This is a genomic window from Streptomyces sp. NPDC015346, assembly GCF_043078785.1.
Taxonomy (GTDB): Bacteria; Actinomycetota; Actinomycetes; order Streptomycetales; family Streptomycetaceae; genus Streptomyces.
On the sequence record NZ_JBIBTW010000005.1, the window covers coordinates 101,284 to 119,643 of the forward strand.

The 18,360-nt window shown below is 71.8% G+C and carries 19 protein-coding genes and 1 pseudogene; 3 read left to right on the forward strand and 17 right to left on the reverse strand.

The window, feature by feature from the left end; translation table 11 throughout:
• Positions 1-56 precede the first annotated feature (56 nt).
• Complete coding sequence (locus ACF06X_RS19480) at positions 57-995, reverse strand: SDR family oxidoreductase (protein ID WP_392288522.1); 939 nt, start codon at positions 993-995, stop codon at positions 57-59.
• A gap of 109 nt (positions 996-1,104) precedes the next feature.
• Between ACF06X_RS19480 and ACF06X_RS19485 the strand changes: the two genes are divergently transcribed.
• Positions 1,105-1,593 (forward strand): SRPBCC family protein, encoded by a 489-nt coding sequence (locus ACF06X_RS19485; RefSeq protein WP_392288523.1) that lies wholly within the window; start codon positions 1,105-1,107, stop codon positions 1,591-1,593.
• A gap of 3 nt (positions 1,594-1,596) precedes the next feature.
• Positions 1,597-3,165 carry a phytoene desaturase family protein gene (locus ACF06X_RS19490; RefSeq protein ID WP_392288524.1) on the forward strand — a complete coding sequence of 523 codons (1,569 nt, stop codon included), beginning with the start codon at positions 1,597-1,599 and terminating at the stop codon, positions 3,163-3,165.
• A gap of 91 nt (positions 3,166-3,256) precedes the next feature.
• On the opposite strand, the gene ACF06X_RS19495 is transcribed toward ACF06X_RS19490, so the two are convergent.
• The 5 genes from ACF06X_RS19495 to rpsB form a co-directional block, all read right to left on the reverse strand.
• Entirely contained in the window at positions 3,257-4,354 is a 1,098-nt protein-coding gene (locus ACF06X_RS19495) for a phosphatidate cytidylyltransferase (RefSeq protein WP_392288525.1), read from the reverse strand.
• Positions 4,354-4,911, reverse strand: a complete 558-nt coding sequence (gene frr / locus ACF06X_RS19500) for a ribosome recycling factor (protein ID WP_392288526.1) — start codon at positions 4,909-4,911, stop codon at positions 4,354-4,356. The genes ACF06X_RS19495 and frr overlap by 1 nt, the downstream gene beginning before the upstream one ends.
• 100 nt (positions 4,912-5,011) lie before the next feature.
• Positions 5,012-5,776: a UMP kinase gene (pyrH, locus tag ACF06X_RS19505; RefSeq protein WP_158990975.1), complete on the reverse strand. Its 765-nt coding sequence runs from the start codon at positions 5,774-5,776 to the stop codon at positions 5,012-5,014.
• A 159-nt stretch (positions 5,777-5,935) separates the two neighbouring features.
• On the reverse strand, positions 5,936-6,772 hold the full coding sequence (gene tsf, locus ACF06X_RS19510) for a translation elongation factor Ts (RefSeq protein WP_392288527.1): 837 nt from the start codon (positions 6,770-6,772) through the stop codon (positions 5,936-5,938).
• Positions 6,773-6,894: 122 nt separating this feature from the next.
• On the reverse strand, positions 6,895-7,797 hold the full coding sequence (gene rpsB / locus ACF06X_RS19515) for a 30S ribosomal protein S2 (protein WP_392288528.1): 903 nt from the start codon (positions 7,795-7,797) through the stop codon (positions 6,895-6,897).
• 255 nt (positions 7,798-8,052) lie between these two features.
• Here rpsB and ACF06X_RS19520 point away from each other — a divergent pair, with 255 nt between their 5' ends.
• Entirely contained in the window at positions 8,053-8,532 is a 480-nt protein-coding gene (locus ACF06X_RS19520) for a M23 family metallopeptidase (RefSeq protein WP_392288529.1), read from the forward strand.
• Between the two features lie 80 nt (positions 8,533-8,612).
• Here ACF06X_RS19520 and ACF06X_RS19525 read toward each other — a convergent pair whose 3' ends face one another.
• The 11 genes and pseudogenes from ACF06X_RS19525 to lepB (ACF06X_RS19575) form a co-directional block, all read right to left on the reverse strand.
• Positions 8,613-9,170 carry a TetR/AcrR family transcriptional regulator gene (locus ACF06X_RS19525; protein WP_392289018.1) on the reverse strand — a complete coding sequence of 186 codons (558 nt, stop codon included), beginning with the start codon at positions 9,168-9,170 and terminating at the stop codon, positions 8,613-8,615.
• Between the two features lie 53 nt (positions 9,171-9,223).
• A complete protein-coding gene (gene whiG, locus ACF06X_RS19530) occupies positions 9,224-10,060 on the reverse strand; it encodes an RNA polymerase sigma factor WhiG (protein WP_392288530.1) in 837 nt (278 codons plus the stop codon).
• 236 nt (positions 10,061-10,296) lie between these two features.
• A complete protein-coding gene (dprA, locus tag ACF06X_RS19535; protein ID WP_392288531.1) occupies positions 10,297-11,499 on the reverse strand; it encodes a DNA-processing protein DprA in 1,203 nt (400 codons plus the stop codon).
• Complete coding sequence (locus ACF06X_RS19540; RefSeq protein ID WP_392288532.1) at positions 11,496-13,109, reverse strand: YifB family Mg chelatase-like AAA ATPase; 1,614 nt, start codon at positions 13,107-13,109, stop codon at positions 11,496-11,498. The genes dprA and ACF06X_RS19540 overlap by 4 nt, the downstream gene beginning before the upstream one ends.
• Positions 13,109-13,468, reverse strand: a pseudogene (locus ACF06X_RS19545) (YraN family protein); the annotation flags it as partial. The gene ACF06X_RS19540 and the pseudogene ACF06X_RS19545, both read right to left, overlap by 1 nt.
• A gap of 287 nt (positions 13,469-13,755) precedes the next feature.
• Positions 13,756-14,064, reverse strand: coding sequence for a DUF2469 domain-containing protein (locus ACF06X_RS19550; protein WP_005311352.1), 309 nt, complete (start codon positions 14,062-14,064; stop codon positions 13,756-13,758).
• A gap of 54 nt (positions 14,065-14,118) precedes the next feature.
• Positions 14,119-14,637: an NUDIX hydrolase gene (locus ACF06X_RS19555; protein WP_392289019.1), complete on the reverse strand. Its 519-nt coding sequence runs from the start codon at positions 14,635-14,637 to the stop codon at positions 14,119-14,121.
• Positions 14,638-14,675: 38 nt separating this feature from the next.
• On the reverse strand, positions 14,676-15,428 hold the full coding sequence (lepB, locus tag ACF06X_RS19560) for a signal peptidase I (RefSeq protein WP_392288533.1): 753 nt from the start codon (positions 15,426-15,428) through the stop codon (positions 14,676-14,678).
• Between the two features lie 63 nt (positions 15,429-15,491).
• A complete protein-coding gene (lepB, locus tag ACF06X_RS19565) occupies positions 15,492-16,409 on the reverse strand; it encodes a signal peptidase I (protein ID WP_392289020.1) in 918 nt (305 codons plus the stop codon).
• The gene (gene lepB, locus ACF06X_RS19570) at positions 16,324-17,388 is read right to left on the reverse strand and encodes a signal peptidase I (protein ID WP_392288534.1); all 1,065 of its coding nucleotides are present in this window, start codon (positions 17,386-17,388) and stop codon (positions 16,324-16,326) included. The genes lepB (ACF06X_RS19565) and lepB (ACF06X_RS19570) overlap by 86 nt, the downstream gene beginning before the upstream one ends.
• A complete protein-coding gene (gene lepB / locus ACF06X_RS19575; protein WP_392288535.1) occupies positions 17,381-18,343 on the reverse strand; it encodes a signal peptidase I in 963 nt (320 codons plus the stop codon). Before lepB (ACF06X_RS19575) ends, lepB (ACF06X_RS19570) begins: the two co-directional genes overlap by 8 nt.
• Positions 18,344-18,360: the final 17 nt, after the last annotated feature.

Sequence of the window (18,360 nt, forward strand, 5' to 3'; positions counted from 1 at the left end):
GCCCGGCCGCCGGGAGGCCGGCCGCCGGGAGGCCGGCCGCCGGGAGGCCGGCCGCTTCAGGCTCCGGTGCGAGGCTCCGGCCCGCTGTGAGATTCCAGCCCGGTGCGAGGCTCCAGCTCGGTGCGCGCCCGGTCCGCCGCGCCGCCCGGGCCGAGGAGGCCGGTGGGGGCGAGGTCGGCGTCGTCGAGGCGGGGCAGGACGTGGCGGGCGTGGCGGGCGACCAGGCCGGGCAGCAGCGGGGCGGCCGCGCGCACCGCGCGGAGCCAGGGCGGCAGGTTCACGGCGGGGCGGCGGCGTTCGATGCCTCGGGCCAGGCGCTCGCCGACACCGTCGAGGGAGCGCACCCGGGAGGCGGGCCAGGCCATGTGGTGGCGCAGCTCACGCATGACGGGGTGCTCCTCGGCCGCCCGGATCATGTCGGTGTCGGTCCAGGCGAGGCGGGCCACGCCGACCGTCACGCCCAGGTGCGCGACCTCGGCCCGCAGGGCGTACGCGAACGCCTCGACGCCGGCCTTGGAGGCTCCGTACGCCGTCATCATCGGCGAGGGCGCGATCGCGGCGAGGGACGAGACCTGGAGGTAGTGGCCGCGGGTCGACCGCAGGGCGGGCAGGAAGACGCGTGCCGTGACGGCGCTGCCGAGGAGGTTGACCTCGACGATCCGGCGCCAGGTGGCGGGGTCGGTGCGGTCGAACGGGCCGCCGGCCGCGATCCCGGCGTTGGCGACGACGACGGACGCCGGCCCCAGCCGCCGGCCCACCTCGCGGGCCACGGCCCGCATCCGTTCCTCGTCGGTCACGTCGGCCGGCCAGGGGTGGGCCGTGCCGCCGGCCGCCCGGCAGCGGGCGGCCACCCGGGCGAGTCCGGCCTCCTCGTGTCCCACGAGGGCGACCCGCGCCCCTCGCCGTGCGAGGGCCAGGGCCACCTGCTCCCCCACACCGCGGGCGGCGCCCGTGACGACCGCCGTACGCCCGCGCAGTGGTGAAGCTCCGGTCATGGGTCCACCGTAGGCAGGGGAGGGATGGACCGCGCGGGACGGGGAACCCGCACGCCCGACGACCAGCCGCACGACCGCACGACCTCACGACCGCACGCGGGAGGACCCCATGGCCGTACGACACCAGCTGATCCGCCGCTCCCCCGAGGCCGTCTGGGCCGTCCTCGCGGATCCCTCGCGCTACAGCGACTGGGTGGTGGGCACCAGCGAGTCGAAGCCCCTGGACGGCGACTGGCCTCAGGTCGGGTCCCGGCTGCTCTACACGGTCCGGATCGGCCCGTGGTCGGGCGACGGGGAGACCGTCGTGCGCCGCTGCGTGCCGGGGGCCGAACTGGAGCTGGAGGCGTTCGCCAAGGGCATCGGAAGCGCCCGGGTCGCTCTCGACGTCCGCCCGTGGGGCGAGGAGACCCTGATCATCTGCGACGAGCATCCGCTGCGCGGCCTCGGCGGCCGGTGGCACAACACCCTCTCGGACGCGCTGATCCAGCTCCGCCACCGGGACATGCTCACCCGCCTGGCCAGGACCGTCGAGAACGGCACGGGCGAGGGCCGGCCGGACGAGGACCGCACGGACGAGACGTCGACCCGGGCGGTGTGACCCGTGCCCGACGCCGTGGTGATCGGGGCCGGTCCCAACGGGCTCGTCGCCGCCAATCTCCTCGCGGACGCCGGGTGGAGCGTGGAGGTGCTGGAGGAGCAGCCCGCACCGGGCGGCGCGGTGCGCAGCGACCGGGGCGTCCACCCCGACTACGTCAGTGATCTCTTCAGCGCCTTCTACCCCCTGGCCGCCGCCTCCCCCGTGATCGCCCGCCTGGACCTCGGCCGCCACGGCCTGCGCTGGAGCCACGCCCCCCGCGTCCTGGCGCATCCTCTCCCCGACGGGCGCTGCGCGGTCCTGGCGCGGGACGCGGCGACGACCGCGGCCGGGCTCGACGCGTTCGCGACGGGCGACGGAGACGCCTGGCAGCGGATGTACACCCTGTGGGAGCGGCTCGGCCCCGACATCCTGCGGGCCCTTTTCACCCCGTTCCCGCCCGTCCTGCCGGCGCTGCGCCTCGCCGCCCGGCTGCGGCCCTCGGCCGCGCTGCGGCTGGCGCGGAACCTGTCGCTGCCGGTTCGCCGCCTGGGCGAGGAGGAGTTCCGCGGGGAGGGGGGCCGTCTGCTGCTCGCGGGCAACGCGCTCCACGCCGACCTGGCCCCCGAGGCGGCGGGCAGCGGGGGGTTCGGCTGGCTGATGTCGATGCTCGGCCAGAGCCACGGCTTCCCGGTCCCGGTCGGCGGGGCCGGAGCCCTGACCGACGCCCTGGTGCGCCGCCTGGCCGGGCGCGGCGGAGCGGTGCGGTGCCGGGAGCCGGTCGTGTCGGTCGTCGTACGACAGGGCAGGGCGGTCGCGGTCCGTACGGCGCACGGGGAGGAGGTGCCCGCGCGCCGGGCCGTCCTGGCCGACGTATCGGCACCAGCGCTCTTCGGCCGGCTGGTCGCCCCCGAGCACCTGCCCGACCGGCTGCTGCGCGACATCCGGCGCTTCCAGTGGGACTTCGCCACCTTCAAGGTGGACTGGGCGCTCGACTCCCCCGTGCCGTGGACGGCCGAGGCCGCGGCGACGGCCGGCACCGTCCATCTGGCCGACGGAGTGGACGGTCTCACCCGCTTCGCCGCGCAGATCGCCATGGAGTACGTCCCCGAGGAGCCGTTCGCCCTCTTCGGCCAGATGACCACCTCGGATCCGGTGCGGTCACCCGCCGGGACCGAGTCGGCGTGGGCGTACACCCATGTGCCGCAGAACATCCGCGGCGACGCGGGGCCCGACGGCATCACCGGCCTCTGGGACGCGCGCGAGCGGGAGGCGATGGCGTACCGCGTCGAGGCGCAGGTGGAGCGCTACGCTCCCGGCTTCCGCAAGCGCGTGAGGGGGCGGCGGATCCTGGCCCCGCCGACGCTGGAGTCGATGGACGCGAACCTGCGGCACGGTGCCATCAACGGCGGTACGGCCGCCCTGCACCAGCAGCTGGTCTTCCGCCCCACGCCGGGCAACGGCCGCCCGGAGACCCCGGTCAAGGGCTTGTATCTGGCGTCGGCCTCGGCGCACCCGGGCGGCGGGGTCCACGGCGCGCCGGGCGCCAACGCGGCCCGGGCGGCGCTGCGCGGCCGCCTGTGGGGCCGGACCTGAACCGCCCCCGGGGTTCCCGGGAGACGACGAAGGGCTCGCCGTCCCCGCGGACAGCGAGCCCCACCGTACGAACCGTACGAAAAACCTTCGGTCAGGCCGTACCGACGAAGATCACGAGCAGCAGCCAGACCACCGGCGCCGTCGGCAGCAGCGAGTCCAGCCGGTCCATGATGCCGCCGTGCCCGGGCAGCAGCGTGCCCATGTCCTTGATGCCGAGGTCGCGCTTGATCATCGACTCGCCGAGGTCGCCGAGCGTCGCGCTCGCCGCCACCGCGAACCCGAGGACGAGACCCTGCCACCACGAGCCGTCCTCGATCAGGAACTGCATGCACAGCGCGCCCGCCGCCATCGCGAACGTCACCGCTCCGAGCAGGCCCTCGCGGGTCTTCCCGGGGCTGATCCGCGGCGCCAGCTTGTGCTTGCCGAACCGCCAGCCGATCGCGTACGCCCCGGTGTCGCTGACGACGGTGAGCAGCAGGAACGTGAGCACCCGCTGCGGCCCGTCGTCCGCGGTGAGCATCAGCGCCACGAACGTCGCCAGGAACGGCACGTAGAACGCGGCGAAGACGCCCGCCGTGACGTCCTTCAGATAGCCCTCGGGCGGCTCGGTCATGCGCCACACGAGAACGGCGAGGGCGGTCAGGGCCATCGCGACCCAGGCGCCCTCCGCGCCGCGGACGTATCCGGCCACGACCATGGCCGCGCCGCCGACGGCCAGCGGCACGAGCGGCGCCTTGATGCCCTTGCGCTCCTGGAGGCGGGAGGTGAGCTCCCACAGTCCGACCACGACGGCGACCGCTATGACGCCGACGAACGCGGCCTTCCAGACGAACAGCGACGCGATGATGACGGCGCCGAGCCCGACCCCGACCCCTATGGCCGCGCCCAGGTCACGGCCCGCGCTCTTCTTCTGCGGGGGCTCGGGCGCCTCAGCAGAACGGGACGGGGTGGGCATGGGCTCCTGCGGGTGCTCGTTCGGCGTCTCGTCACGGAACAGGGGACCGCTCTGCGAAGCGGCCCCCCGATCATGATCGTCCTGGTGGTCGCCGGCGGGGACGTCGGGAACGATGGGCATGGGCCGAGTCTGCGCCGCCGTCATCCCATCGTATGCGGGACCCGCCGGGGCAGGCCCCTGGTCGGGCCCCCAGTAGCCGGAACCGGCCGGGGCCCCCCAGGAAGAGTCGTTCATCAGACCTCGAGCAGCTCGGCTTCCTTGTGCTTGAGCAGCTCGTCCACCTGCGCGACGTACTTCGCGGTGGTGTCGTCGAGCTCCTTCTCGCCGCGACGGCCCTCGTCCTCGCCGACCTCGCCGTCCTTGACCAGCTTGTCGATGGTCTCCTTGGCCTTGCGGCGGACGGAGCGGATCGAGATCTTCGAGTCCTCGGCCTTCCCCTTCGCGACCTTGATGTACTCGCGGCGGCGCTCCTCGGTCAGCTCCGGGAACACCACACGGATGATGTTGCCGTCGTTGCTCGGGTTGACGCCGAGGTCCGAGTCGCGGATCGCCTGCTCGATGTTGCGCAGCGCGCTCTTGTCGAAGGGGGTCACCACCGCCATGCGCGGCTCCGGCACCGAGAACGACGCCAGCTGATTGATCGGCGTGATGGCACCGTAGTACTCGGCCACGATCTTGTTGAACATCGCCGGGTGCGCACGGCCGGTGCGGATCGCGGCGAAGTCCTCCTTGGCGACCACGACGGCCTTCTCCATCTTCTCCTCGGCCTCGAGGAGGGTCTCTTCGATCACCACTTGCTCCTGCGTGTCGTCGCGTCTTGTCCTGCACGGTGTACGACCGGCAGGGCTCTGTCCATCCCCTCGCGGGGCGGTACCCGGTTCGAGCCGAGACTCAGGCCCGGGTGCCCTGGTCGCTCACGAGAGTGCCGATCTTCTCACCCTTCACCGCGCGCGCGATATTGCCCTCGGCGAGCAGTTCGAAGACGAGGATCGGAAGGTTGTTGTCCCGGCAGAGCGTGATGGCGGTGGCGTCGGCGACCTTGAGGTCGCGGGAGAGCACCTCGCCGTACTCCAGTGCGTCGAACTTGACCGCGTCGGGGTTGGTCTTCGGGTCGGAGTCGTAGACCCCGTCCACGCCGTTCTTGCCCATGAGCAGGGCCTCGGCGTCGATCTCCAGGGCGCGCTGGGCGGCCGTGGTGTCGGTGGAGAAGTACGGCATGCCCATACCGGCACCGAAGATGACCACACGGCCCTTCTCCAGGTGGCGCACGGCACGCAACGGGATGTACGGCTCCGCGACCTGGCCCATGGTGATGGCGGTCTGGACGCGGGAGTCGATGCCCTCCTTCTCCAGGAAGTCCTGGAGGGCGAGGCAGTTCATCACGGTGCCGAGCATGCCCATGTAGTCGGAGCGCGCCCGGTCCATGCCGCGCACCTGGAGTTCGGCGCCGCGGAAGAAGTTGCCGCCGCCGATCACGACCGCGATCTCGGCGCCGTCGCGGACGACCGCGGCGATCTCTCGGGCGATCTTGTGCACGACGTCGGGGTCGACGCCGAGCGCGCCGCCGCCGGCGAATGCCTCGCCGGACAGCTTCAGCATGAAGCGGCCGGCCTTTTTGCCGTGGATGTCGTCGCCCTGTGCGGCGGTCTGGTTCATGGAGCTCTCCTCGTGCACATACGACGAAGGCCATTGCCGATGGGTCCTTGCGGTTTCCCCTACGGCAATGGCCTCCTCGTCAGATCTGCGGTCGTCCTGCGCCGGGCGCGGACAACTGCTTCAGACCCTACCGGGGTCCGGTGTCCGTCGCGTACGGACTCAGATGCCGACCTTGATGCGCGTGAAGCGCTTCAGGGTGACACCGGCCTCGTCCAGGATCTGCTGGACCGACTTCTTGTTGTCCAGGGCGTACGCCTGGCCGAGGAGCGTGGCGTCCTTGAAGAAGCCGTTGACGCGACCCTCGACGATCTTCGGGATCGCGGCCTCGGGCTTGCCCTCTTCGCGGGTGGTCTGCTCGGCGATACGACGCTCGCTCTCGACGACCTCGGCCGGAACGTCCTCACGGGTGAGGTACTTCGGCGCGAAGGCGGCGATGTGCTGCGCGACACCCTTCGCGACCTCGGCGTTCTCCTTGTCGAACTCGACGAGAACACCGATCTGCGGGGGCAGGTCGGGCATGGTGCGGTGCATGTAGGCCGTGACGTAGCCATCGGAGTACTGCGCGAAGCGGTCGAGGACGATCTTCTCGCCGAGGTTGGCGTTGGCCTCGTCGACGAACGCCTGGACCGTCTTGCCGGGCTCGATCTCGGAGGCGAGCAGCGCCTCCAGGTCGGCCGGGGAGGTGGCGGCGACGTGCTCGGCGAGCTTGTTGGCGACGGCCTGGAACTTCTCACCCTTGGCGACGAAGTCCGTCTCGCACTTCAGCTCGACGAGGACACCGGAGGTGTGGTCGTCGGCGATGAGGGAGACCACGGCGCCGTTCTCGGCGGAGCGGCCCTCGCGCTTGGCGACGCCCTTCTGGCCCTTGATGCGCAGGGCCTCGACGGCCTTGTCGACGTTGCCGTCGGCCTCGTCGAGCGCCTTCTTGCAGTCCATCATGCCGGCGCCGGTGAGCTCACGGAGCTTCTTGACGTCAGCGGCGGTGTAGTTCGCCATGAGTCTGAGTTTCTCTCTCGAAGTCTGAAAGATCTACGGGTGGACGGCGGGGGCTTTGTGGGCCCCCGCCGTCGACGTCCGATCCATCCGAAACAACCGGACCGGGAAGGTCAGGCCGTGGGTCAGGCCTGCTCGGCCTCGGCGGCCGGAGCCTCGGCCTCGGCGGCGGGCGCCTCGGCGGGGGTCTCGGCAGCGGCCTCGGCCGGCTTCTCGGTCTCGGCGGCCTCGACGGTCTCGTCGGCCTTCTTCTCGCCCTCGAGCAGGTCGCGCTCCCACTCGGCGAGCGGCTCGCCCGCGGCCTTCTCGCCCGGCTTCGAGTCGCCGGTCGCGGCGCCGGAACGGGCGATGAGGCCCTCGGCGACGGCGTCGGCGATCACGCGGGTGAGCAGGGTGACGGAGCGGATCGCGTCGTCGTTGCCCGGGATCTTGTAGTCGACCTCGTCGGGGTCGCAGTTGGTGTCGAGGATCGCGACGACCGGGATGTGGAGCTTACGCGCCTCACCGACGGCGATGTGCTCCTTCTTGGTGTCGACGATCCAGACGGCGCTCGGCACCTTCTGCATCTCGCGGATACCACCGAGGGTCTTCTCCAGCTTGGCCTTCTCGCGGGAGAGGACCAGGAGCTCCTTCTTGGTGAGACCCGAGGCGGCGACGTCCTCGAAGTCGATCTGCTCGAGCTCCTTGAGGCGCTGCAGACGCTTGTAGACGGTGGAGAAGTTGGTGAGCATGCCACCGAGCCAACGCTGGTTGACGTACGGCATGCCGACACGCGTCGCCTGCTCGGCGATGGCCTCCTGGGCCTGCTTCTTCGTACCGACGAACATGATGGAGCCGCCGTGCGCGACGGTCTCCTTGACGAACTCGTAGGCGCGGTCGATGTACGACAGCGACTGGAGCAGGTCGATGATGTAGATGCCGTTGCGCTCGGTGAAGATGAAGCGCTTCATCTTCGGGTTCCAGCGACGGGTCTGGTGACCGAAGTGGACGCCGCTCTCCAGCAGCTCCCGCATCGTGACGACGGCCATGGCCGTATCTCCTTGGTGTTCTCGGTTATGTCCTGACGCCCCGACGCGCCGTGCCACGAGGGACCGAAAAGGCGCTGCCACGACCGGTGAGGGTGGTGGCGGGGCGTGCGAAGTCGACCCGGTGACCCGGATCGCCATAGGAAGTGTACGGGACCCGGGGGGCACCGGGTGACGGCGCTGTCCACAACCGCCGGGTTGTCCACAGATCTGGCCCACGCCCCCCACGGCCGGACGGCCTGCGGGAACGTGACGTCCATGCACCTGACGACGAACCTCGCGCCCCTGCTCCTCGCCCTCACCCTGGTGTGGCCCGTGGGCCCACCACCCCCGGAGATCCTCCGCGGCTGGGACCCACCGGCCGGGCCGTACGCCCCGGGCCACCGGGGCATCGACCTCGCGGCCGCCCCGGGCACCACCGTCCACGCGACGACATCCGGCGTGGTCACCTTCGCGGGCCCCGTCGGAGGCCGCGGCGTCCTCACCATCACCCTGCCGGACACCGGCGACCCACCCCTGCGCACCACCTACGAACCGGTGACACCCCTGGTCGCCGTCGGCGACCACGTCACCCGCGGCCGCCCCGTGGCCACCCTCACCGCCCCACGCGACACGAACCCCCACTGCCCGCGGTCCTGCCTCCACTGGGGCCTGCTGCGCGGCGACATCTACCTGAACCCCCTGCACCTCCTCCACCGACCCCCCTCCCGCCTCCTCCCGGTGACGGGCGTCCCGTGACGGGCGTTCCGTGACAAGCCATTGACGAAGGGGGGAGGGGGCGGGGCGGGGGTGGGGGGGGAGGGGGCGGGGGGAGGGGGTCAGCCCCGGACGCCTCTGAGGGCCATGGCGACCGCGGCCTCGGCGATCCGGTCCGGCTCCTCGGCCGCGCCCAGCTCGATACGGCGCACGGCCGCGTCCACGACGCCCTGGAGGAGCATCGCGCCGAGCCGGGGCTCGGCCTGGCCCAGTTCGGCGAGCGCCTCGACGATCATGGCGACGAGGCCGCCGTGCGCGGCGCGGATCTTCTCGCGGGCGCCGTCGTCCAGCTCGCTCGCGGAGATCGCGACGACGGCCCGGTGCCGCCGGTCGCCGACGAGCTCCAGCTGCGTGCGGACGTACGCCTCGACCTTGCCCTCGGCATCGTCGGCGCGGGCCATCGCCGACTCGACCTCCGCCGCCCAGACGGGGAAGTCGACGGCGCACAGCTCCTCGACGACGGCCGCGCGGGAGCGGAAGTACTCGTACACCGAGGAGCGGGCCAGGCCCGTGCGCTCGGCGAGGGCGGGGAAGGTCAGCGCTTCCGTACCGCCTTCGGACAGCAGGGATCGCGCGGCGTCCAGCAGGGCGCCGCGCTGCATCGTCCGGTGCTCGGCCACGGAGGCCGCTCGAATCCTGGGCACGGCTCCACTGTACGACCGGCCTCGCGGCGTCAGCGTCCTACATCGGCCAGCTTGGCCCGCAGCTGCAAGACCGATTTGGTGTGGATCTGGCTGACCCGGCTCTCGGTGACGCCGAGGACGTGGCCGATCTCCGCGAGGGTGAGGCCTTCGTAGTAGTAGAGGGTGACGACGGTCTTCTCCCGTTCGGGGAGCGTGTTGATGGCCCGGGCGAGAAGGCGGCGCAGCTCGCGGTCCTCGGCCACCTCGACCGGGTTGTCCGCGGCGGTGTCCTCCAGGGTGTCCATCAGCGAGAGCCGGTCGCCGCCCTCGCCTCCGACGTGCAGCAGCTCTTCCAGTGCCACCACGTTCGCCAGAGACAACTGGCTGAAAACCGCGTGCAGTTCCTCCAGCGCGATGCCCATCTCGGCGGCGACCTCGCTCTCGGTGGGGGTTCGCCGCAGTTGGGCTTCGAGCGTGGCGTAGGCCCGCTCGACGTTGCGCGCCTTCTGGCGGACGGAGCGGGGGATCCAGTCCAGGGCACGGAGTTCGTCGATCATCGCCCCGCGGATGCGGGTGATGGCGTACGTCTCGAACTTGATCGACCGTTCGACGTCGAACTTCTCGATGGCGTCGATCAGCCCGAAGACGCCGGAGGAGACGAAGTCGGCCTGCTCCACATTGGACGGCAGTCCGACGCTGACCCGGCCGGCGACGTACTTGACGAGCGGCGAGTAGTGAAGGATCAACTGTTCCCGCAGCCGCTCGTCGCCCGTCGCCTTGTACGACCGCCACAGCTCGTCGAGCGATGTCGGTGCGGGCGGTCGCACGGTGCCCCGGGCTGCTGGGGGCACCGCAGCGCGGTCAGACCCGGAGGTGTGCTGGGGCATGCGTTGCCTTGAGCCGTTCTGCTGTGGAGTGAGTCGGGATAGGTGTCCTGTGGGGAATCCTGGTGAGCGTAGCGTGACTGGACAGTCGCGGTGCGCGAACCTCTGCGGATCGCGCCGGTCGGGGCGGGCGCCCTCGGGCACATCTTCGAACCCGGGCCGTGGCGCGTGTCGGCCCCTCGGGTGCGGCCGAGAGAACTCTGTTCATCCGCATCACCTTTTCACCCGAATGCTCCAGGTCAAGTACCGCCTCGCCGCGCGTTCGACCCTTCGGTGGGGGTGTTCGTCAACTGCCATCCGTCGCCCTGCCGTTCGACGAACCCGAGGGAGTGGAGTTCGTACAGTCTGGCCAGGGTGTCGTCGGGGGCGGTTCCGGCGCGCTGTGCGATGACCTGTACGGGGGTGGGGTCGCCGGCGGGCAGGGCTTCGAGGATGTGGGCGGCGGCCGGGTCGAGGAGGTCCCGCGGCAGGACGGGTCCTCGGCGGGGTGGGGCGAGCTGGCCCATGTCGCCGACGAGTTCGACGACTTCGGCGGCGTCGGTGACGAGGGTGGCCTCGCCGCGCAGGAGTTCGTGGACGCCCGCGGAGAGGCCGCTGGTGACGGCGCCGGGTACGCCCATCGTGTGACGGCCGAGGCGCTGGGCGGAGCGGGCGGTGACGAGGGAGCCGCTGCGGTATTCGGCTTCGACGACGACGGTGCCTCGGGTGAGGGCGGCGATGACGCGGTTGCGGAGGATGAAGCGGCTGGGGGTGGGGTGGGTGCCGGGTGGCAGTTCTCCGACGACGAGGCCCTGTGCGGCGATGCGTCCGATGAGCTGGGTGTGGCCGCGGGGGTAGGGGGTGTCGACTCCGCAGGCGAGGACGGCGACCGTGGCGCCCTGGGCGGCGAGTGCGCCTCGGTGGGCGGCGCCGTCGATGCCGAAGGCGGCGCCGGAGACGACGACCCAGCCGCGTTCGGCGAGTCCGGAGGCGAGGGTGGTGGCCATGTGGGCGCCGTAGGGGGTGCAGGCGCGGGCGCCGACGACGGCGACGGAGCGCAGGGCCCAGGTGCGGAGGTCGGCGGGGCCGCGGATCCAGAGCCCGATGGGGCGGGCGTCGCCGAGGTCGTCGAGCTGCCCGGGCCATTCGGTGTCGCCGGGGACGATGAGCCGGCCGCCGAGTCGGTCGACGGCGTCGAGGTCGCGCCGGGGGTCGGCGTCCGCGGCCCGTCGCCGCCATCCGTCGACCCGTTTCCGGCCGGTGCCGGGGAACGGCTCGGTGTCTGAGGGGCCGGGGTCCAGGGTCAGGTCCAGTTCCAGGGCCGGGCCGGGGTCCGGGTCGCGGAGGCGCTGGAGGAAGCCGACGGCGCCGTACCGGCGCAGCCAGCGGCCGGCGTGTTCGTCGCCGGGTTCGACGACGCGGGTGAGGGCGGCGCGGGCGAGGCGTTCCTCGGGCGAGGTCATGTCCCCTCCCCCGTTCCCACGGGTACGCCGCGGGTGATGCCGGTGCGCAGTTCGAGGGCGAGGTCGACGTCGTGGGCGTCGGGCCGGTCGTGTCCTGCGAGGTCCGCGACGGTCCAGGCGACGCGCAGGACGCGGTCGAGGCCGCGTGCGGTGAGCAGGCCTCGTTCGATGTCGCGTTCGGCGGCGGCGAGGGCTCCGGGTCCGACGGTGTAGCGCGTGCGCAGTTCGTGTCCGGGGACTTCGCTGTTGACGGTCCAGGGTGTGCCGGTGAGGCGGGCCGCGGTGCGGGCTCGTGCTTCGCGGACTCGGTCGGCGACGGTGGCGGTGGATTCGCCTCGGCCGCCCTGGCCGAGGAGGTCGGAGCGGGTGACGGGTTCGGCTTGGACGCGCAGGTCGATGCGGTCGAGGAGGGGGCCGGAGAGGCGTGCCTGGTAGCGGCGGATGAGGGAGGCGGGGCATTCGCAGCCGGCGCCGTGGAGGGTGTGTCGTCCGCAGGGGCAGGGGTTGGCGGCGAGGGCGAGCAGGAAGCGGGCGGGGAGGCGGACGACTCCCGCGGCGCGGGCGACGACGACGTGTCCTGATTCGAGGGGTTGACGCAGGGCGTCCAGGGCTTTGCCGGCGAATTCGGGGGCTTCGTCGAGGAAGAGGACGCCTCGGTGGGCGAGGGAGACGGCGCCGGGGCGTGGGAGTCCGTTTCCGCCGCCGATGAGGGACTGCATGGTGGCGGAGTGGTGGGGTGCGCAGTAGGGGGCGCGGCGGACGAGGGGTTCGCCGGGCGGGAGGATGCCGGCGACGGAGTGGACGGCGGTGACTTCGAGGGACTCCTGGCGGGTGAGTGGGGGCAGGATGCCGGGGAGTCGTTCGGCGAGCATGGTCTTTCCGGCTCCGGGTGGTCCGGAGAGGAGGAGGTGGTGGCTGCCGGCGGCGGCGACTTCCAGGGCTCGGCGGGCGCCGTGCTGTCCGGCGACGTCGGCGAGGTCGGGTCCGTCGAGGGGGTCGGCGGAGAGTCCGGTGCCGACACCGGCTCCGGGGACGAGGAGTCCGGCGAGCATGGCGTCGGGGCGGCCTTCTTCGGCGGGTTCCTCCTCGGGGACGGGTTCATCGGTGAGGACGGCGATGAGCTGGCGCAGGCTGCGGACGCCGAGGACGGAGATTCCGGGGACGAGGGCGGCCTCACCCGCTGTGCGTTCGGGGACGACGACCTGTTGGTAGCCGGCTTCGGCGGCGGCGAGGACGGCGGGCAGGACGCCGCGGACGGGGCGTACGCGGCCGTCGAGTCCGAGTTCTCCGATGAGGACGAGGTCGGCGATGACGCGGGGGTCGATCCGTTCGGCGGCGCCGAGGACCGCCGCCGCTACCGCGAGGTCGAAACCGGAGCCGCCTTTGGGGACGGAGGCGGGGCTGAGTCCGACGGTGAGTTTCTTCTGGGGCCATTCGGCGTCGGAGTTGACGATGGCGGCCCTGACGCGGTCGCGGCTCTCGGTGAGGCTCTTGTCGGGGAGGCCGACGAGGGTGAAGGCGGCGACTCCGGCTTCGAGGTCGGCCTGGACTTCGACGACGACTCCCTCGACGCCGACGAGGGCGACGGAGCAGGTGCGGGCGAATCCCATCAGGCCACCCCCTGGGCGTGGGTGACCACGGGTGCGCCGCGGCGGGGCAGGACGATTCCGATGAGGTCGATGCGGACGCCGCTACGGGGTGGTGGTCCGCCGTGGCGGTCGAGCCAGCAGGCCGCGAGCCGTTTGAGCCGGTCGGCCTTGGTGGCGGTGACGGCGGCCATGGGGTGTTGGAAGGCGCCTTCGCGGCGGGTCTTCACTTCGCAGATGACGAGGGTGTCGCCGTCGCGGGCGACGATGTCGATCTCTCCGACGCGTCCGCAGCGCCAGTTCCGCGCGAGGACGGTCATCCCGGCGTCGGCGAGGCGGCGGACGGCCAGGCCTTCTCCGTACGCGCCGAGGGCGTTCCTGGCGAGGGTGGGCTGCCGTGCCGCGTTCTTCCGCCGTGCGTTCGGCTGAAGTGCGTCCGTCGCGGACGCCTTCGCCCCGGTCGGTCCTGTAGGTCCTGTCGGCCTGGTCGGCTCGTTCGCCCCGGCCGGCCCGCCCGGCCCGTTCGTGCCGGTCGCGTCTGTCTCGCGCTTGTTCGTCGTGGTCATCGGTACCACCTCCGGCACCGACTGTGACGTCTCGCGACGCTCCGCGCTGAGCGCTGTGGACGGAGGAGCGGCTGTGGAAAACGAGCTCACCCGTCCGGGTGGTTTCAGCTGCCGGGAAGCTCCAGGTCGCTCTTGTTGAGCTCCTCGATGTTCACGTCCTTGAAGGTGAGCACCCGTACCTGTTTGACGAACCTCGCCGGCCGGTACATGTCCCAGACCCAGGCGTCGGCCATGGAGACCTCGAAGAAGACCTCACCCTGGACCGAGTGCACCTGCATCTCGTAGTCGTTCGTGAGGTAGAAGCGCCGCTCGGTCTCGATCACGTATTTGAACAGCCCGACGACATCGCGGTACTCCCGGTAGAGCTTCAGCTCCATCTCGGTCTCGTACTTCTCGAGGTCCTCGGCGCTCATGGCATGTTCCCCTTCAGCCGTGCGTCCCACCATTGTGCGCCAGTGCTCGCACCCCTAGGCGATTTCCGGGGCGAGAACCACCGGTGCACTCGGAGGTCCCTCGTCGAGCAGCCTGTGCAGCAGTTCGGCGAGTCTGGTCGGGTACACCGTCTCACGCGCCGCCGACAGTTCGGCGGAGGTCCACCACCTCAGGCCCGCGACGCTGCGTGCCTCCAGCTCGGTGAGGCCGGCGGGGGCGGTCGCGGTCTGGGTGGTTCGTGCCAGGTAGTACCACTCGTCCTGGTCCCAGCGTCGTCCGTCGAAGGGAAAGGAGCAGATGCGCCGCCAGAGGACCGGTCCCAGTTCGACGTCGGTGATCCCGGTCTCCTCCGCGAGTTCGCGCAGCGCGGCCTGCTCGCGGGTCTCGTCGCCCTCCAGGCCGCCGCCGGGGGTGAACCACCAGGTCTGCTCCGGGTCGTCCGGTTCGTATCCGTGCAGGAGGAGGATGCGGTCGTCGGGGTCGAGGAGGACGACCCGGGCCACGCGCCGCAGCACGACCCCGCGCTCGGCCACGTCCTCCGTCCCCCGCTCCATCCCCGGCGTCGCCGTCCCCCGCTCCGTCTCCTGCTCGGTCACGCGTTCACCGACTTCCTGTCGGACGTGCCGGAGGACCCGCTCCGTCCGCTCACCAGCCGCGCCACGGGCCCGTACGCCGCTCCCGCCAGGATCAGTACACACCCGGCCACGATCGCGTAGAAGAGTTGCTCCACGGGCCCCGGGCGCGAGGTGCCGCCCGGCAGTGCCGCGAAGCCCGCCGGGCGCTCCACGACGCGGTTGTCGGGCCAGGCGACGGCGTCGACCCTGGCGGTGACCGCGGAGCGCGGTACGGAGCCCTGGCCGGCCTCCTGGAGGTGGACGCGGGAGTCCAGGGAGTTGTGGCGTTCGTCGCCGAGGAGGAAGAGGTTCCCTTCCGGCACGGTGGCGGAGAACTTCTGTCCGGAGGCGGGGGCGCCGGGCCGCAGATACGGTTCCTCGACGGGTGTGCCGTTGACGGTGAGCCGCCGCTGCGCGTCGCAGCAGGCGACCGTGTCGCCGCCGACGCCGACGACACGCTTGACCGTGGGTACGCCGCCCCACAGGGGGTCCTTGAAGACGACGATGTCGCCGCGGCGCACCTCGTCGCCGTCGATCCGCTGCGCGAGGACCTTGGATCCGACGTCGAGGGTCGGGGTCATCGAGTCGGTGGGCACGCTGTACGGCTGGTAGAGCACGGCTCCCCAGGCGAACCCGCCGAGGAAGAGCACACAGCCGACGGCCACGACCAGCCCCGACAGCACGCTGCCGAGGCGGCCGCGGCCGCCTTCCGTTCGTATGGTTCCGCTCATCCCAGCGCTCCCCACCTCAAAGGTCGGTTCGACGATCTGGGACGGCACCCTACCCGCGCGTTGCTACCGGGCGGTATGCCGAGACGTCCGCCTCTTCCTGCGCCACAGGACGAGCGGCAGCGCGCCGGCCAGTCCGGCCGCGCCCGGGGCCACGGTCAGCGCCTGGCTGAGCCCCGGCTGGTCGAAGACGTCGGGGACGGGGAGGGTCGCCCAGCGGGTCACCGGCCAGGCCACCACGATCGCGCGTCCGACGACCTTCTCGTTGGAGACGGTGCCGCCTCCGGAGAGGTTCTGGTGGTAGCGGGAGTCGAGGGAGTTCTGCCGGTTGTCGCCCATCACCCAGATGCTGCCCTCGGGGACGTTGATCGGCCCGAAGGGCTTGTCGCCGCAGGGCGTGGAGCCGGGGTAGATGTACGCGGTCTCGTCGAGCGGCTTGCCGTTGAGCACGACCTTGCCGCCCTCCTTGCAGGAGACCGTGTCGCCGCCGACGGCGATGACCCGCTTGATCAGGTCCTTGTCCTCGGCGGACGGCATCAGGCCGATGAAGCTCAGGAACTCCTGCACCACGTTCGGGTCGGGGATCGGCTCGCCCTCCAGCCAGCCGCCCGGGTCGTGGAAGACGACGACCTCGCCGCGCTCGGGCTCGGAGCCGAACCACGGGGTCAGCTTGTCCACCAGAACCCGGTCGCCTCGCTGCAGCGTGTTCATCATCGAGTCCGAGGGGATCGAGAACGCCTGCACCAGGAAGGTCTTGATCAGCAGCGCGAGCAGCAGCGCGATACCGATCAGGAGCGGCAGTTCCTTCCAGAAGGAACGGGGCTTCTTCGCGCCCTGGTCACTCTGTCCGGTCTCGCCCTCGGCGTCCGCGGGGTCGGCGTCGTGCCGGCCGGCGGAGTCATCCCTCATGGCCACCGACGACTCGGCGAGCTGTTCGGGCCTCTCCTCGGGCTCGTCGTGTCCGGATCGTGCGCCGACGGCCACATCCCCCACATCCACTCCTCAGTCCGTGCATATGCCTGCCCCAGCACAGGGACAGGCCCATCACTCCCATAACGAGCGGGAGTTCCGCAGGGGTCGGGAGCCAGGGCAATCCGTTCATATTCCGCGAGGACACACTATGCGACGCGCCGAGCGCCGAAGCCGGAGCCGAAGGCCCGTCCGGTACGGCGGCGTACGTCTGGCGCTCCTCCAGGCGGCGCCAGTGGCTCACGGGCCAGGCGATGAGGACGGCGCGGCCCACGACCTCCTCCTCGGAGACCGTGCCCCGGTCCTTCTCGTCGAGGTGGAAGCGCGAGTCCGCCGAGTCGGAGCGATGGTCGCCCATCACGAAGATCCGGCCCGGTGGCACCTTCACCTCGAACTTGATCTTCGAGGGTTCGTTCCCCGGGTGCAGATACGGTTCGTCCAGCGGCACGCCGTTGACGGTGATCCGGCCGTCCTTGCCGCAGCAGACCACCGTGTCGCCGCCGACCGCGACGACCCGCTTGATCAGGTCCTGCTCGTCGGCCGAGGGCAGCAGGCCGATGAAGGTCAGGGCCTGCTTGACCTGCTTGACGCCGATCGGGTCGTCGGCGGGGGGCGCGGTGTCCTCCTGGAGCCAGTTCCCGGGGTCCTTGAAGACGACGACGTCGCCGCGCTGCGGCTTGGAGCCGAACCAGGGCGTCAGCTTGTCGACCAGGACCCGGTCGTCGATCCGGATCGTCTGCTCCATCGAGCCGGACGGGATGACGAACGCCTGGACGAGGAAGGTCTTCAGGACGAGGGCTATCAGCACGGCGACGGTGATGAGGAGGGGGATCTCCTTGACGGCCGAGCGCTGCCGGCGGCGCTTGACCTTACGGGCCAGCCTGCGCCGTTCCGCCCGGCCGGGCAGCGGTCGGGCCCCGTCCGTGGGCCGGGTGCCGGTGGGGAGCCGTGTGTCGCCGCCGCGGTGTCCGGCCGGTCTGCCGCGGTTACCCATGGCCACCCGCCGCGGGCGCGGGTACGGCGTCGAAGGCGCCGGTCGGCGGCACGGCGGACCAGCGGCCGAAGGGCCAGGCGATCCAGTCGGCGCGTCCGACGACCTGCTCGACGGGCACCATTCCGCCGCCCGGCTGCCCCAGGTGGTCCCGGGAGTCGCTGGACTGGCTGCGGTGGTCGCCCATGACCCACAGGGTGCCCTGCGGTACGACGATGTCGAAGGGCACCTTCGAGGGCGCGTCGCCGAGCAGGACGTACCGCTCCTCGACGGGGACGCCGTTGACGGTGAGCCGGCCGTCCTTGTCGCAGCAGACGACCCGGTCGCCGCCGACGCCCACCACGCGCTTCACGAAGTCGGTCTCGGCGGGCTCGGCGAGGCCGAGGGCCGCGGCGGCGCCGTGCAGGAGGCCGGTGACCGGGTTCTGCTCGGGGGCTTCCTGGAGGAAGGAGCCGGTGCCGTCGAAGACGACGACGTCGCCGCGGCGCGGCGCGTCGCCGAAACGGTACGCCAGCTTGTTCACCAGGATCCGGTCGGCGACCTGGAGCGTCGGCTCCATCGAGCCGCTGGGGATCAGGAAGGGCTGGATCACGAAGTGGCTGAGGAGCAGCAGGAAGGCCACGCAGGCGCCGCCGACGAATCCGGTCCGGCGCCAGGACCACCCGCCGACGCCGTCACGCCGCTCCTCGGGCTCGGCCTGCGACACCGTCTGCGGCTCCGTCTCCGGCCCGCCCTCAGGCTCCGTCTCCGGCCCGCCCTCAGGCTCGCTCCGCGGCCCGTCCTCGGGCTTCGTCAGCGGCCCGTCCTCGGGCTTCGTCAGCGGCCCGTCCTCGGGCTCCGGGCGCGGGAGCGCGTCCGTCCGAGGCCCCGTGTCGGGGCCGGAAACGCGCGCGGAGCGCGACCGCTCCTCCGTCGTGGAGGAGCGGTCGCGCTCCGTGTGCTGTGCTTCGGTGTCCATCGGGGGCTGAGCCTATC